Genomic DNA, 14,733 nt, shown 5'->3' on the forward strand with positions numbered 1-14,733 from the left:
ATTTGCACGTCGAAAGGTAAGTAAATGAGCGCTCACCCCTACAGCCCCGCCTACGCGGCCGGGGGATTTGGCTTTGTTTCCGGCGCATTGTCGGTGGACGAAAGCGGTACTGCTGTGGCCGGTCGCATGGAAGCTCTGGAAGCCGCAGTGGCGCGGCTCTCGGAGCGTCTTGGGACGGTCGGCATGACCCTGCGGGACGTCATCAAAACCACCTACTTCGTGACGGACGTGACGTTGCGGGATGAGGCGAACAGCCAATACGAGTTGCTTTTCGACGATCCCCGCCCGGCGCGCTCCTTTGTTGAGGTCGCCGCATTGCCCTATGGGGCAACAGTGGAAATCGAAGCAATCGCGCACCGGCGTCATTGAGTCCTGATGAGTGTCGAGATTCAGAACCGTGGCCCGCTGGCCCCTGACGATCTGGGGCATGCGGACGTTGCGCCACCCGTCGCCAGCCCGGGGCGCCAGAATGGGCAGGGAACCATCGAGACGGCGGTGCGTCATCTCAGGGTTCAGCAAAAGACCTGGGAAGCTGACGGCATAGCCAGCGTTACTTTTGTTGACCCTGGCGGTGAGGCGCTCCCGCAGTGGCTTCCCGGAGCCCACCTGAGCCTGCACCTGCCCAATGGCCTGACCCGCGAATACTCACTGTGTTCAGCCCCCGAAGACTCCACAAGCTGGACCGTGGCCGTCCTGCGCACGTCCGATTCCCGTGGTGGCAGCAAGTTGATCCATGACCAGTTGCCGGTTGGAGCGCTCATCAAGGTGGAGGGCCCGCGCAACAACTTCACGCTCGACGACGCCGAACAGTACGCGCTGGTGGCAGGCGGAATCGGCATCACGCCAATTATCTCCATGGTGCGGCGCCTGCAGGCCGCCGGTGCCGACTGGTCCCTTCTGTACACAGGACGGTCCCGGTCCACCATGGCCTTCTTGTCCGAAATCGCCACGCTCCCTCAGGACAGGATCACTATCCACGCCCGCGATGAAGCGCAGGGAAATTACGCGGACCTTGCCGCTGCAGTCGGCGCGTTGCCCGCCCAGGCGCTGGTTTATGCCTGCGGTCCAGAGACGCTTATGCAAGCCGTGGCGCGCGCTATGAACGACGAGTCACAGCTGAGGATCGAGCGGTTCAAGGCGCCGGACGTTCTCCCGGGACCAGAGCAGGCCAATGCCGGGTTCGACGTCATTTGCCAGAGCACCGGCCAGCGGATCCCGGTGGCGCCGGATGTGTCCGTGCTGGATGCCCTGAACGACGCCGGCGTGGACGTCCCCAGCTCATGCGCCGAAGGCATATGCGGAACCTGCGAAACCCGTGTCATCAAGGGCGAAGTTGAGCACCGCGACTTCCTGCTCACCCCGGCCGAGCGGACGGAGAATAAATCAATGTTCGTCTGCGTCTCACGCTGCAAGTCCGCGGAACTGATTTTGGATCTCTAGGACATCCACCATCCGAGCCACCACCCGACTAAAGGTTCTTCCCATGAACTACTTTGCATCTGAGCCAGTCTGTAATCTGCGATCACTGCGCTCCGTATCCCTGAAGGTCCCCGACTCCCTGCCAACGAAGGACTTCTACCAGGAAGTCTGGGGGCTTTCCACTGTGGAGGAAGACACGGACAGGTTCTGGCTCCGTGGGACCGGCTCGGAGCACCACATCCTGAAGCTGGAAAAGGGCGAGCACAATGCCCTCGGCGGCGTCTCCTTCGCCGTCGCGACTCCGCAGGATGTGGATCGTGCTGCAAGCAGCCTTGTCGCATTGGGGATTCCGCTCTTCCGCGAACCCGGCCCCTTGGACGATGCTGCCGGCGGCTACGGCCTGCAGCTCGTCGACCCGGAGGGCCGGTTGGTGGAATTGTCGGCCAACGTCCATGCCGTTGTCAGCCAGGAGCCTGCCGGCCGACGCGCCATTCCGCGCAAGATCGCCCATGTGGTGCTCAATACCATTGATATTGACCGCGCCACGGCCTTCTACACGCAAGTGCTGGGAATGCGGATCTCCGACTGGTCGGAGCATCAAATGGCCTTCCTCCGATGCAACCGCGAGCACCATGTCATCGCGTTCAACCAGGCCCCGTGGACATCGGTGAATCACGTTGCCTACGAAATGCAGAGCATCGATCATTTCATGCGAGGCATCGGGAACCTGAAGCGGCACAACATCGCTCCGCAATGGGGTCCAGGCCGGCACGGTCCCGGCGACAACACCTTCTCCTACTTCACCGACCCTGCCGGGCTGGTCTGTGAGTACACCTCGGAAGTGGCCCAGGTAGACGAGGATAGTTGGCTCTGCCGCACGTGGGAGAGGACTCCGGAGCTGTCCGATCAGTGGGGGATCGCCGGTCCGCCCACCGCAGCAGTCCGCGGCGCCATGGCCGGCATTCCGGACAGTGGCTACCGGTCGCTCGTAGTGCCCGGACGTGATGACTACTTCACGGTGCCGGTACCCTCTGCCTCAGAAAAAATCGGTGCCTAGACGCCTGGAAGAGAATCGCATGACACGCCTGGTGGTAGTGACTGGATCCGGCCGGGGACTTGGCTTCGATATAGCCGAACGGCTCGCAACCTGCGGGGACCGCGTCGTCATTGCCGAGAAGAATGCGGACTTGGCCCACAACGCCGCTGCAACGCTTCGGGGGCGGGGGTTTGACGCGACGGCGGTTGTCACCGATATTGCGGACAGCGCCTCTGTCGCGGCACTCGCGCGTGCGGTCGAGATGCTCGGCGGCGCGGATGCGCTGGTCAATAATGCCGCCATGGCCAACGGTGTGGGTGGAGACACGTTCTGGGAACTGGACGAAGACTTCTTCAAACAGGTGATGACTGTCAATGCATTCGGAACCTGGCTCGTCAGCAAACACCTCTATCCCCAAATGGCGCAAAAGCAGGCTGGTTCGATCGTCAACATCGCATCCGATGCGGCCCTCTACGGTTCGCCGCGGCTTGTCCACTACGTCGGGTCAAAGGGCGCGGTTCTGGCAATGACCCGTAGCATGGCCCGCGATGCCGGCGCATCCGGAATTCGAGTCAACGCCGTGGCGCCGGGCTTAACCCGTGTGGAAGCCACAGAGTCAGTACCTGCCTCCCGCTACAGGCTCTATGCGGACAACCGGGCGCTGGCCCGGGACCAGGAGCCCGGGGACGTCTCCGGTGTTGTCGAATTCCTGATTTCCGATGCCGCAGCGTTCATCACGGGCCAGACCATCGTGGTTGACGGCGGCTTTGTCATGGGGCACTGAACAGCGATGCGACTGAAGAGGGAGAGGCCCGCATGGACCTGCAATTGAAGGACCGCGCCGTCGTTATTACCGGGGCGAGCTCCGGCGTCGGACTTGCCACCGCCCGCTACCTGCTCCGCGAAGGCGCCCGCGTTGCAGCCTGCGCCCGCGATGCTGACCGGCTGGCAGCCGCCTTCGATGAATTTGCTTGGGCTGACAAACGCTCGATCTACCTGGCGTCCTGTGACGTCACTGACCAGCAGGCGACCGACAGGTTCATCGCCGGCACGCTGAACAGCTTTGGTGCTGTTGACGGGCTCGTCTGCAACGCTGGTCGCTCCTTGATGGCCACTCTCCAGGAAACCACCGACCAACAGTTCATGGACGAATTCAACCTGAAGATCTTTGGCGTTTTGAACATGGTCCGTTCCGCAAGGTCTGCGCTGGCTGCATCAGCACATGGCTCGGTAGTCAATGTGAACGCTATCCTGTCCCGGCAGCCGGAGCTGCGCTTGGCCGCTACCTCTGCTGCCCGTGCCGGACTGCTGAATCTCACTCATTCCATTGCGGAGGAACTGGCCGTAGATGGCACCCGCGTGAACTCTGTCCTGCTGGGGCTGGTGGATACAGGCCAGTGGCGCAGGCGCTTCGAAAACGCCGCCACGGAGCTGGACTACGAGGCTTGGAGTGCGGAAATCGCCAGGGACCGCGGCATCAAACTTGGCCGGTTCGGCACCGCCGAGGAAGTGGCTTTCCATATCGTCAGCCTGTTGTCGCCACTGAGCGGTTACACGACCGGCGCTTCCATCGACGTCGGCGGGGGAGTAGGCAGGTATGTCTAGGCAGCCAACGGGTGGTGACATTCTGGTTCGCGTCATGCGCAGGCACGGCATGGACACCGCCTTCGGGGTCATCAGCATCCACAATCTGCCACTCGTCCAAGCCGTGGACCGCGAGTTGAATTTTGTTGCTGTCCGTCATGAGGCGGCGGCGGTCAATGCCGCCGACGCCTATGCCCGTGCTTCGGGCAAAATCGGCCTTGCCCTCACCAGCACCGGCACGGGAGCCGGCAATGCCGCCGGATCCATGATCGAGGCGCTCACCGCGGGAAGCCGGGTGCTGCACGTGACCGGCCAAATCGACAGCGAATTCATGGGTGGCTCCCGGGGCGTGATCCATGAGGTGCCGCGCCAACTCCAGATGCTCCACGCAGTTTCCGGCTACGCGCGGACCATATTCAATGCCAAAGATGTGGAGGCCGATCTGGAGGAGGCAATCGCACACCTGTCTTCAGTTCCACACTCACCCGCCAGCATCGAATGGCCCACGGATCTGCAGTACTTGGCGCTGCCGGCGGACCAGCGTCCGATCTACTCGCAAGTCAAGCCCCTGCCCGGATTTGACGCTGATCTTGTGGCGAAGTCGGTACGGCTCCTTTCGCGTGCCAAGAGACCGCTGATATGGGCCGGCGGCGGTGCCGCCGGCGCGGAAGGTGGACTTTCGTATCTGCTGCACCGTCTGGGTGCCGGCTTGCTGACCAGCAACTCCGGACGCGGCGTTGTCCCGGAGGATGACGATCTTGTGATCGGCAACTTCGCCTCCAGCCCGGGCGCCGCCCGGCTGATCCGGGAGTCAGATCTGCTGTTGAGCATTGGAACGCACTTCCGTTCCAATGAGACGCAGCACTACGCACTCAAGTTACCCACCCCGCACATCCAGTTGGATGTGGACCCAGCAACCGTGGGCCGGGTCTATCCGGCCGATCTGGGCCTGGTTGGAGACTCCCGTACCATCTTGGAAGCGATCGGCAACCAGCTGACCACCCACTCCGTGGACCCCGGATGGGCAGACCAGGTCCGGGCCGTGCGGCTGGGCGTGCGGGCAGCGCTGACCGAGTACATCGGTGGTTATGCCGAAATCTGCAACAGCATTCGACGGCGACTGGACCGGGAGTCCGTTATCGCACGCGATGTCACCATTCCTTCCAGCCAGTGGGGCAACCGCCTGCTCGAAATGTACTCCCAAGAAACCAACATCTTCCCGCTCGGAGGCGGCATAGGCCAAGGTCTGGCGATGGGCATTGGCGCCTCCATTGCCCGCCCCAACGTTCCCACGCTGGTTATGGTCGGGGACGGCGGCTTGGCTGTCCACTTGGGTGAACTGGCATCCCTGAGGGGCTCAGGAGTGTGGTGCGTGGTGCTGGTCTTCAATGATGCGGGCTACGGCGTGCTGCGAAACATGCAGAAGGCCAACGGCTTTGCCGAGGCCGGCGTCAACCTGTACACGCCAGACTTTGACTTGGTGGCACAGTCGTTGCAACTGCCCTTCTGGCGGGTTCGCGGTCCCGGGACGTTTGATCAGGCCTTGGCCGATGCCCTTGCGGTTCGAGGGCCTGCACTCATCGAGGTCGATGTCGCGGCACTTGATCCCGTGCCGGGAACATTTGTGCCCCCAACGCATATTCCGGGACGAAAAGTGGAACAGGGAGTAGATGAATTCGAGTAGGGGAATTGACGCGTCCCCCGGACGCGAACCCGGGGATGTCATGCCACAGCATGATCTGGTGTGCCTGCATGGCGGGGCAGGAGCCGACGAGTGGTTTGCCCGTCAGGTAGAGGCCCTGGGGGCGCGTGTGTGGGAACCCCGCATCAGCCTGGCAATGGACGTCGCTGGCGTTAGCGGCCAGTTGGAGATGTGGGTGGACGCAGCTTCCTTGGCGCTGCGTGAGTCCGCGTCGGGGCCAGCGCACATTGTGGCGACAGGCGCGGCAGCGTACGGCGCGATCGTGCTGGCTGCCACCCATCCCGACCAGGTCAAGAGCATCATCCTTGGCGATCCGGAAGTGGACACCACCGTTGACGGATACGCAAACATGCTCCGACGGGTGCGGGCGCCATCGCTCGTTATCGCCGCGGCGCCGCGGAGCGACACCGACATCTCGAAGCCTCAGAGCATTGCCGGCGGCATAGCCAACGGTGTTTTCGTCATCCTCGACAACGCCGACGCGCCAGCACACCGCACCCGACCAGACTCATTCAATGAGTGGGCCACGTCATTCATGAACATCGCCGAAGGCCTGCATGCCGTCGGCTCACCACAGGAGGAAGCCAATGCCTGAGCAGTATCTCGAAGCAAACCAGTCTCGAGTGGGTCCACCCCGTCCTTATGAGCAGAAGCTGGCCGGGGCGCTGACGGAAATCTTTGCCAGCGGAACCCACGAGCTTCCGGCCATCATCACCGGTCTGAACACACTGGGCCTGAACGCCCCGGATGGCCAGCCGTGGGATGAGCGCCGGTTCCGGGCCGAGATGCGACGACTGGGAGAGTAGGCCATGACAGGAACTACACCTGAGGCAGGAACGAAGGCTGCCGGCAGGAGCAAGAAGAAATACGTGGTGGGTACACGCCGACAGCTCGATGCGGCGGAACTCGCGGCGATGGGGCTGCGTGACCGCTGGTACCCTATCTACCCTTCCCGATTTGTCCGCACCGGGGACATGGTCAAAGTCAAGCGGCTGGGCGTGGACTGGCTGTTGTTCCGCGATGCCACGGGTCAAATACGAATGCTTGAAGACCGCTGCCCGCACCGCAGCGCCCCACTATCCGTGGGCCAACACCTGGGTGACCGCGTGGCCTGTAAGTACCACGGCGTTCAGGTGGACGGCCACGGTACGGTCGTGTCGGTTCCGGGCATGCCCGGCTGTGCTTTGGAGGGCAAGACTGTCACGGCCTCGCTTGCCGTCACCGAAGAGGCAGACACGATTTTTGCCTTCGTGCCGCTGACCGAAGATTCAGAGGTCACGGCGTTTAAACTTCCCGATCGCCTGGCCAACACCGAGGTTTCCTGGTTTTCGAATTACGCCGAATGGAACAGTCCGTGGCGCTTCTACATGGACAACGTCCTTGACCCGATGCATGGCGCGTTCCTGCACCGTGAATCGCACTCGATGTCTGGCGGTGATACCAGTGCCCGCTTCCGCATCCGCGAAACCGATCGTGGCTTCTTCTTTGAGAAGACCGACCAGCGTGGCAAGAACTTCGACTGGGTCGAATTCTGCCGTGAATCCATGGATTACGTGGACTTGGAAATCCCCTACGCCGATTCGGCAGGTCCTGGAGGGCCCTTCGGCATTGTCGGAATGTCAACGCCCATTGATGCAAACACTTCGGCCGTCTTCCACTGGCGAACCCGGACTGTATCGGACTGGGAGCGTGATGTCTGGCGCTTCATGTACAAGACCACCCTTGAGGAGAAGCACTGGGCTGTCCTGGAGCAGGACCGCGAATTGTTGGAAGCGCTGGCCTCGGACGCGGACAAGGATGAGCATCTGTATCAGCACGATCTTGGCGTGGCCCGGATTCGCCGGATCCATGATGCAGACGCCCGGAAGCAGGCTGCCATTCTCTTGAGCGGGACTGCCTAACGTCATACGGGCGGGTGGAAGCACGAAACCCGGGTACCGCCCATGTCGGTCGGTACCCGGGTTCCCTGATGAAGCTCTCTAGCGCGTCACGCCATGCATCTCCGACGTGGGCGGATAGAACGGAATCTCGGGCTTTTTGGCCCCGATGATCACACAGATGATGGCGTCCTGGTCACCGATGGTGCGCAAACTCCTGGGAACTCCGGCCGGAACCCGGATCAAGTCCCGGTAGCCCAATTCGCGGCTTGCCATCTTGTTGCCGTCTTCTACGTCATGGACGCTGAACTCGACCCGTCCTTCGAGGACAAAGAAGACCTCTTCGACGTCCGGGTGGGTGTGCTCGGGGCCTACGCAACCAGCGGGCAGCACCATGTTGGAGAACGTGAAGTGTTCTGCCTGAAGGATGTTGTTGTCGTCCGAGTGGTCGCCGGTGGCCCCTGATCCTATGTAACGGACTTGGCCGCGCCTGAACTTTTCCCCCATCTTGGTTTGGAACTTGAGCGTATCGAAATCGACAATGCGACTCTCAAGGGAGGCGATGGACGAATCGATCAGCTCCTCGAGTTCAGCTGTCGTTGCATCGATGGCTTTACTCATGATTGGACCTCACTTCGGATTGTTGGTGGCGGGCGCGTAGAGCCGTGTGGGAGTGGTACTTATTCCCTCGACCCTAACTATCTCAATACTAAGGTAATGCTGGCGCGCCCACAAGGATTTCGCGCGAAATACAGCCGATGAGGCCAACATGCTGGGAAACCCAGTGTTAAGATGCTTAGACCGAGCGAGGAGGATACTGATGGTCCCCATGTCACCAGACGCTGAATCCGACGTCGTTGAATCCGTCATCCAGGACTGGCGCCGCGAACGGCCTGACCTTGACCCCAGTACCATCGGTATTTTTGGGCGATTGCAGCGCGTGGTTGCCCAGCAGCGCGCCGTGCTGGACGTGAATTACGAGGAGTACGGGCTCACGCTGGCATCGTTCGATGTGCTGGCCAACCTGCGCCGCTCCGGCCCGCCGCACCGGAAGACGGCTGGTGAGTTGGCTAGTTCCTCCATGCTGACCACCGGTGGCATCACCTTCAGGCTGGACAGAATGGAAGAGCAGAAGCTCATTGAGCGTGTCCGGTCGCGAGAGGACCGCCGCGTCGTCTATGCCCAGATGACTCAGCGTGGCAAAGAGCTGATCGACGAGGTTATTTCGAAGCATCTGGAAACGCAGCGCACCATGTTGGCCGGGTTGTCGCCTGAGGAGATCCAGCAACTGGCGATGCTTCTCAAGAAAACGGAGCTATCGATTACCGCCTACGAGCCCCAAGCTGCGTGGGCGTCTACTGAAATCTCCGCCAGCGCCTAGTCGGTCCCGGCCTCGTTCAAGGTTTCCCTCCACAAGGGCAGCGGCACCACGTGAAGACTGCGCCCGGCTTCGTCGAGGACGTGGCCCAGTCGCTTGTAGGTCCGGACTACCGCTTGGCGCGAGATCACCGAACTGCCCGGCGCCCGCTCCGCCAGTTCCCGCTCGAAGGCCTGGGCTTCCAAATAGTCCCGCACCCAAAGGGTGACCACCAGGTTGTGCGCGCCGAGGACCTGCGCCGTGAGCCGGCAGCTGGTCTGGGCTGCGAAGAAGCGGCCTGCATCGTCAACGTACTGCGCGGGGACGTTGAGCATGAGCGTCACTTCCCGAAGCCCCCTGTTGGCGGCGGTGGAGGCGTCGCACCTCAGCGTTACGTAACCCGAGGCCAGGAAGCGCTCCACCCGACGTCGTGCGGTTTGCGGTGAAACGCCACAAACGGCACCCAGGTCAGCCCAACTGGCCCGGCCGTCCTTGGCGAGTTCCTCCAACAACGCAGCGTCCAGCGGATCAGGGGAGAACCCTGCCGGCAGCGGCTTGGATTCGGTGGAAACTAGCCGCGCGCGAGCCGGTTCCAACGTTCCGCTGCGCCACTCGGAGGCCTGCCGGTACAGCTTGGTAACGAAGACAACCTCGCGATGCGTTACGCCCGGGAGCTTCGGAAAGGAACCCGTGACGATGTCCATGAGCTCGTCGTGGCTCGATGCAAAGCAGTCCACGAAGATGTCGTGAGGCCCTGTCACCATGGATACGGTCCCGAATGCGGGTTCCTCGCACAACTTCCGGATGAGGGCTTCGCTTTGGCCCGGAACGGATGACATCTGGATGAAGGCGGACCAGCCGGTGCTCAGATATCGCTGTCCAGGCGACGGCGTTATCCATGCGAGCCGGCTCTCGGCCAGGGCCTGCCAGCGCCGCGCCACGGTGGGGCCGGAGAGCCCCAGCGCATCCGCAACCCGGCTCCATTCGGCCCGTGGATTGATCTGGAGGGCATTGACGATTTCAAGGTCCAACTCGGAAATTATGGCTGTTTCTTTCAAAATGAGCGGCCTCAAGTGGGTTTTGAACAATATTCCCATCAGTGTAAACGACGGATCTAACGTTGTGACTCGCATCACCAGCGGCGAATCCGCCGAAGTCCACCGGCACAACACCCAAGGAAGCACATGGCAAGCAACACAGCACCTCCCGCGATGGCAGCCACCACGCGCAGGACCATTGCAGGCATGATCCTGGCAATGGCACTGATTGAATCTCTCAGCGGCGTCACCCAGGGGTACCTGAACCCGATCCTGCCTGCCTTGGGCCCGGTCTTCCAGATCGACGACCCCACCATCAACGGCATCTTCCTCATCTCCAATGTCAGCTTCGCCGTCCTCACACCGATCATTTCGAGGCTCGGCGACAGCTACGGTTACAGGCTGGTTCTGCGCTGGTCCACTGGTGTTGTGACGCTTGGCGTGCTGCAAATGGCACTGTGGCCATCGTTGTGGACCGTGACCCTGGGCGTGGTCATGCTGACGTGCGTGGTGGGTTTCATCCCGCTCATGATGGGCATCCTGCGCGTCTCCAGCCCCGCCCATACACGCACTGGAGTGAGCGTCATGATCGGCATGCTGATGATCATGGTTGGCGCCGGGGGACTGCTGGCCGGCATTGTTGGTGTCACCGATCCCACCCTTGGTTTCTGGGTTGCGGTTCCGTTCGCGGTAGTGGCCTTGGTCTGTTCTTTTGTACTGCCCGACGCCGGGGTCCCCACCCGTGAGGGCATCGCCCTTCGGCCGCTTCTGGCCTGTTCGCTGGGTCTGATCGGCTTTGTTGTTGCACTCTCCATGGGGCCTGAATGGGGTTGGTTCGACGTCCGCACACTCGTGGCCGGCGTGGCAGGCCTTGCCCTGCTGGGGTACTGGGCAAAACGCGATTATGGCTCGGCCGCTGGTAAGCGGTTCATGGACCTGCGGATGCTCGCCAACCCGCGGATCCGCTCGATCTCGGTTGCTACGTTCTTCTTTGGCTTCGCCTCGATCAGCTACTTCGGCACGAACGGAATCTTCCTGCACTCAAACCCGGAGAAGTCCGGCTACGGATTCGGCCTGAGCCCGCTGATGATAGCCATAGTCCTTGCCCTGGCCTCAGTGTTGTCGCTGGTCTCATCGCTGATGACGGCGCGTGCGCTCAAGCTTTTCGGCGAGCGTGCCACGCTGGTATTTGCCGGGTTGCTCCTGGCCGGCGGTTTCCTGGTAATGATGCTCGCCCACGGTTCCTTTGCCGGTTACTGCACCGGTTTTGCCCTGTTCAACCTGAGCTTGGGGATGTACCAGGCCGGAACGCGGTCACTGTCTGTTGAGGGTGTCCCCGTGGAAGAGACCTCCACCGCAGCCGGGCTCAACGAGCTCGCATTGTCCGTAGGAATCGCCGTGGGAGCGGCCGTGGTCAAACTCCTGTCATCCGCCTCTGTGGAATCCGGTCGCATCACCGAAACAGGATTGTTCACCATCTGGGGAGCCTTGGCCGTTGCCGCACTAATCGCGGCGGCCGCCAGCGCCGGCTACCCGAAGCGGCAGCCCGCGGAAGTGACGGCATGAGGACCGGACTGACCAGCGGGACCAGAGGGCCCGCCGTCGTACGCGTATCCCAAGGGGACATCCACGCCACGCTGGACAGCGCAGTGCGGCGCTGGACGCGGGAATTGCTGGACCTGAGCCATGCCATTCACGCGGACCCCGAACTGGGCGGCCAGGAATTCCGCGCCGTCAAAAGGGTCAGCAAGGTCCTCCGCTCGGCGGGCTTCAGCTTCGATGGCCCCCAGCCGCAGCAGTCCACTGCCTTCAGCGCAACCTACGGCAACGGCGAACTCGTGGTGGCGCTCTGTGTTGAATACGACGCGTTGCCGGACATCGGCCATGCCTGTGGGCACAACGTGAACGCCGCCAGCGCGGTGGGTGCCGCACTGGCATTGGCGGCAGTGGCGACGGACCTGGGAATCACCGTCAAGGTCCTCGGCACACCCGCCGAAGAGACCACCGGCGGCAAGGTGGACCTCATCGACGAAGGGTTTCTGGACGACGTCTCGCTGGCCATGATGGCCCATGCAGGCGCATCAGATGTTGTAGGTGGCTCGTCATTGGCCATGTGCATGTGGGATGTGCTGTTTGAGGGCCGGCCTGCACATGCGGCGGCTGCTCCGGCCGAGGGGGTTAACGCCCTGGATGCGTTGGTAGTCGCGCAGACAGCCATTGCGTTGGCGCGACAGCAGCTGCCGGTCGGATCGATTGTTTCGCTGATCGTGACCGAAGGCGGAAGTGCAGTGAACGTCATCCCCGAGCGTGCCCGGGCGAGTGTCGAAATGAGGGCGCCCAGCTTTGAAAACCTGCGGGTCATCCAGGACAAGGTGAGGCGCTGCCTCGAAGCCGGTGCCCACGCCAGCGGCTGCACCCTGCAAGTGACCCCCACGGGAAACGATTATGCAGAACTGCGCCAGGATGCGTTCCTGTCGCAGGCCTACCAGGATGCGATGCGCGCCAAGGGGAGGGATGTTGCCTTCAATGCTGATCCGGTGGCCTCAACGGACATGGGCAACGTCTCGCAAGTAGTGCCATCCATCCACCCGGTGGTCGGATACGAGGTTCGCGGGGCCGCCCACCATACCGCGGAGTTTGCTGCCTTTGGTGCTTCGGCGGGCGCGGACAAGGCAGTCCTTGACAGCGCCTTCGGCCTGGCCGCAGCGGCCTGCGCGGCAGCCATGGACCTGGAACAGCGGGACCGGCTGCTGTCCCAGCCAGCCTTCATGTAGGCGTCCCTCAAACGGAGCCGGGACCGCGCGACCCGGTTCCGTTTCCGCGTGCCACCACTGTGTTTGAATGCAGCGCGGGCGGACAATGGAGTCAGCAGGCAGACTCAGCAGATTTGTAGGGAGAGCCGTGGCAGGTCCAAGGCAACTGCACACAACCGCCGGCCAGGGAACGGCCGTGCAGCGGGATTCCGTGATGGACCTTGTCCGTTTCTTCTGCCTGCTGCTGGTGGTCGCGGCGCACTGCATGATGGTCAGCCCTGTGCTTCAACGCGATGGGAAAGTCGCAACTGAAAATACCCTTATGGAGCAGGGCTGGTTCGTGCCGGTTGTCTGGGTACTCATGATTGTTCCGCTGTTCTTTGTGCTTGGAGGCATTACAGGATTGCAGTCATGGCGGCGCCTCAAAGCCCGTGGCGGAAACGGCTTCGACTTCGCCCAGCTCAGGCTACTGCGCCTGGTTCGCCCGGCCATGGTCCTGCTTGCTTTCATGTGGGCAGGCCTCTGGGCCGCACTGCTGCTCGGTGTCGATCCGCAAGTGATCCAATTGATGGCAACGGGCGCTGGCATGCCACTGTGGTTCCTTGCGGCTTACCTCACAGCCCAGCTCAGCGTTCCGTTGATGGCCCGGTTCCACGAGCGTGCCCCATGGCTGACCTTTGGCGTCCTTGTAGCGCTGATCATCGCCGTCGACTCCCTGCGCGGTGCCTTACCCCTGCTCGCGTTCACCAACATGGTGTTCGTTTGGTGCGCGGTACAGCAGTTGGGCTTTTTTGCGGCCGATGGCTTCTTCGAGCACCGCAGCCGCACTTGGCTGGTAGGCGCCATCACCACAAGCAACCTGCTCCTTGGCATTGTCACGGGCGTGGCCGTATATCCGGGCAACATGGTGGAGAACATCAACCCGCCCAACTTCTGCCTCCTTTTGCTGGGTATCTCCCAGACGGCCACGCTGCAACTGCTGCGGCCAGGTCTGCGATGGGTGGCAGAGGTTCGTTGGATCCGCGCCCTGGTTGCCGGCGCCGGGCGAAGGTCCATGACCATCTACCTGTGGCACCTTCCACTGTTGGTAGCCATGTCCGGACTCCTCCTGCTCACGGACTTCCCCAAACCCGCCGCGGGCACGGCGGAATGGTGGTGGGCGCGGATCCCCGTTTTCCTCGCCATCATCGCGTTGCTGGTTCCGGTGGTCCTGTTGGGCGGCAGGCTTGAAGAGCGTCCGACGGCGGCCAGCCACGCGCGGGGCCGCTCGCGGACCGCCGTGGTGACTGCCGCCGTCGTGGTTTTCATTCCGGTAGCCGATGCTGCTTTCAACGGGCTGACGTTGGCCCTGCTGGGCGGGGGAGCGGCATGCTTTGCGCTCGCCGTCCTCTTGCTGGGGCGGGTTCCCGCACCCTTGGCCCAGCCGCCGCGGCCGGAGCCGGCCACGCCGCGGCCGGGCAGCAAACGGCCATTGCCAGAGCACGTTTTACGTGCCAATCTCGAATCATGACCGAGTATATGGATTCACTGGCAGAGTCGTTCAGCCCAGGCGTCACCACGGTGCGGAATGACAAATTTCACCGCTACGAACTTCGCGTGGACGGTGAGTTGGCAGTGATGTCGCAGTTCATCGACAGGCCCGGTCACATCGATTTCATGCACACCGAAACCAAACCCCAGTTCAAAGGACAGGGCTTGGCCAAGGTGCTGGCGCATTTCGCTTTGGACGACGTCGTGGCCTCCGGCAAACGCATCATTCCGCATTGCCCGTACATTGCCGCGTACCTGCAAAAGCACGAGGGATACGAGCTCGACGTCGATTGGCCTGCGGAGAAGCCTGTGGGGGAACCGGACAACGAGTAGCCTGAGCCGAAAGTGGGGAAGAGCGCTTGGTTGGCGTTCTTCCCCACTTCGGGTTCGTTCATTCCCGGGTGCCGCGGTGGCGGCTATCCGGTGTTGTGGCTGGTT

The 14,733-nt window shown here is 62.3% G+C and carries 16 protein-coding genes; 14 read left to right on the top strand and 2 right to left on the bottom strand.

The window, feature by feature from the left end; translation table 11 throughout:
- Positions 1-24: 24 nt before the first annotated feature.
- Genes ACIQC5_RS20730 through ACIQC5_RS20770 form a run of 9 tightly spaced genes read left to right on the top strand, consistent with a single transcriptional unit; the run spans position 25 to position 7,642 of the window.
- A complete protein-coding gene (locus tag ACIQC5_RS20730; RefSeq protein WP_400286802.1) occupies positions 25-369 on the top strand; it encodes a RidA family protein in 345 nt (114 codons plus the stop codon).
- Positions 370-375: 6 nt separating this feature from the next.
- The gene (locus ACIQC5_RS20735; RefSeq protein ID WP_400286805.1) at positions 376-1,440 is read left to right on the top strand and encodes a PDR/VanB family oxidoreductase; all 1,065 of its coding nucleotides are present in this window, start codon (positions 376-378) and stop codon (positions 1,438-1,440) included.
- Between the two features lie 43 nt (positions 1,441-1,483).
- Positions 1,484-2,476 (top strand): VOC family protein, encoded by a 993-nt coding sequence (locus ACIQC5_RS20740; protein WP_400286807.1) that lies wholly within the window; start codon positions 1,484-1,486, stop codon positions 2,474-2,476.
- 19 nt (positions 2,477-2,495) lie between these two features.
- Complete coding sequence (locus ACIQC5_RS20745) at positions 2,496-3,239, top strand: SDR family oxidoreductase (RefSeq protein WP_400286810.1); 744 nt, start codon at positions 2,496-2,498, stop codon at positions 3,237-3,239.
- A gap of 32 nt (positions 3,240-3,271) precedes the next feature.
- A complete protein-coding gene (locus ACIQC5_RS20750) occupies positions 3,272-4,060 on the top strand; it encodes an SDR family oxidoreductase (RefSeq protein ID WP_400286813.1) in 789 nt (262 codons plus the stop codon).
- Positions 4,053-5,723 (top strand): thiamine pyrophosphate-binding protein, encoded by a 1,671-nt coding sequence (locus tag ACIQC5_RS20755; protein ID WP_400286815.1) that lies wholly within the window; start codon positions 4,053-4,055, stop codon positions 5,721-5,723. The genes ACIQC5_RS20750 and ACIQC5_RS20755 overlap by 8 nt, the downstream gene beginning before the upstream one ends.
- Positions 5,724-5,763: 40 nt before the next feature.
- Complete coding sequence (locus ACIQC5_RS20760) at positions 5,764-6,336, top strand: alpha/beta fold hydrolase (RefSeq protein ID WP_400286818.1); 573 nt, start codon at positions 5,764-5,766, stop codon at positions 6,334-6,336.
- Complete coding sequence (locus tag ACIQC5_RS20765; RefSeq protein WP_400286821.1) at positions 6,329-6,547, top strand: recombinase-like helix-turn-helix domain-containing protein; 219 nt, start codon at positions 6,329-6,331, stop codon at positions 6,545-6,547. Before ACIQC5_RS20760 ends, ACIQC5_RS20765 begins: the two co-directional genes overlap by 8 nt.
- Positions 6,548-6,550: 3 nt before the next feature.
- Positions 6,551-7,642: a Rieske 2Fe-2S domain-containing protein gene (locus ACIQC5_RS20770; protein ID WP_400286824.1), complete on the top strand. Its 1,092-nt coding sequence runs from the start codon at positions 6,551-6,553 to the stop codon at positions 7,640-7,642.
- A 78-nt stretch (positions 7,643-7,720) separates the two neighbouring features.
- Here ACIQC5_RS20770 and ACIQC5_RS20775 read toward each other — a convergent pair whose 3' ends face one another.
- On the bottom strand, positions 7,721-8,239 hold the full coding sequence (locus tag ACIQC5_RS20775) for a cupin domain-containing protein (RefSeq protein WP_400286827.1): 519 nt from the start codon (positions 8,237-8,239) through the stop codon (positions 7,721-7,723).
- Between the two features lie 199 nt (positions 8,240-8,438).
- On the opposite strand from ACIQC5_RS20775, the gene ACIQC5_RS20780 reads away from it, so the two are divergent.
- The gene (locus ACIQC5_RS20780) at positions 8,439-8,999 is read left to right on the top strand and encodes a MarR family winged helix-turn-helix transcriptional regulator (protein WP_400286829.1); all 561 of its coding nucleotides are present in this window, start codon (positions 8,439-8,441) and stop codon (positions 8,997-8,999) included.
- Here ACIQC5_RS20780 and ACIQC5_RS20785 read toward each other — a convergent pair.
- Positions 8,996-10,033: an Lrp/AsnC family transcriptional regulator gene (locus ACIQC5_RS20785; protein WP_400286832.1), complete on the bottom strand. Its 1,038-nt coding sequence runs from the start codon at positions 10,031-10,033 to the stop codon at positions 8,996-8,998. The two genes, ACIQC5_RS20780 and ACIQC5_RS20785, sit on opposite strands and share 4 nt — an antisense overlap.
- A 126-nt stretch (positions 10,034-10,159) precedes the next feature.
- Between ACIQC5_RS20785 and ACIQC5_RS20790 the strand changes: the two genes are divergently transcribed.
- The 4 genes from ACIQC5_RS20790 to ACIQC5_RS20805 all read left to right on the top strand — a co-directional run bounded on the left by ACIQC5_RS20790 (position 10,160) and on the right by ACIQC5_RS20805 (position 14,628).
- A complete protein-coding gene (locus ACIQC5_RS20790; RefSeq protein WP_400286835.1) occupies positions 10,160-11,578 on the top strand; it encodes an MFS transporter in 1,419 nt (472 codons plus the stop codon).
- Complete coding sequence (locus tag ACIQC5_RS20795; RefSeq protein WP_400286837.1) at positions 11,575-12,786, top strand: amidohydrolase; 1,212 nt, start codon at positions 11,575-11,577, stop codon at positions 12,784-12,786. The genes ACIQC5_RS20790 and ACIQC5_RS20795 overlap by 4 nt, the downstream gene beginning before the upstream one ends.
- 193 nt (positions 12,787-12,979) lie before the next feature.
- Positions 12,980-14,275 (top strand): acyltransferase, encoded by a 1,296-nt coding sequence (locus tag ACIQC5_RS20800; RefSeq protein WP_400286842.1) that lies wholly within the window; start codon positions 12,980-12,982, stop codon positions 14,273-14,275.
- Positions 14,272-14,628, top strand: a complete 357-nt coding sequence (locus ACIQC5_RS20805; protein WP_400286840.1) for a GNAT family N-acetyltransferase — start codon at positions 14,272-14,274, stop codon at positions 14,626-14,628. Before ACIQC5_RS20800 ends, ACIQC5_RS20805 begins: the two co-directional genes overlap by 4 nt.
- Positions 14,629-14,733: the final 105 nt, after the last annotated feature.

The sequence above is a fragment of the Paenarthrobacter sp. NPDC092416 genome, assembly GCF_044755025.1.
In the GTDB taxonomy this organism is placed as follows: domain Bacteria; phylum Actinomycetota; class Actinomycetes; order Actinomycetales; family Micrococcaceae; genus Arthrobacter.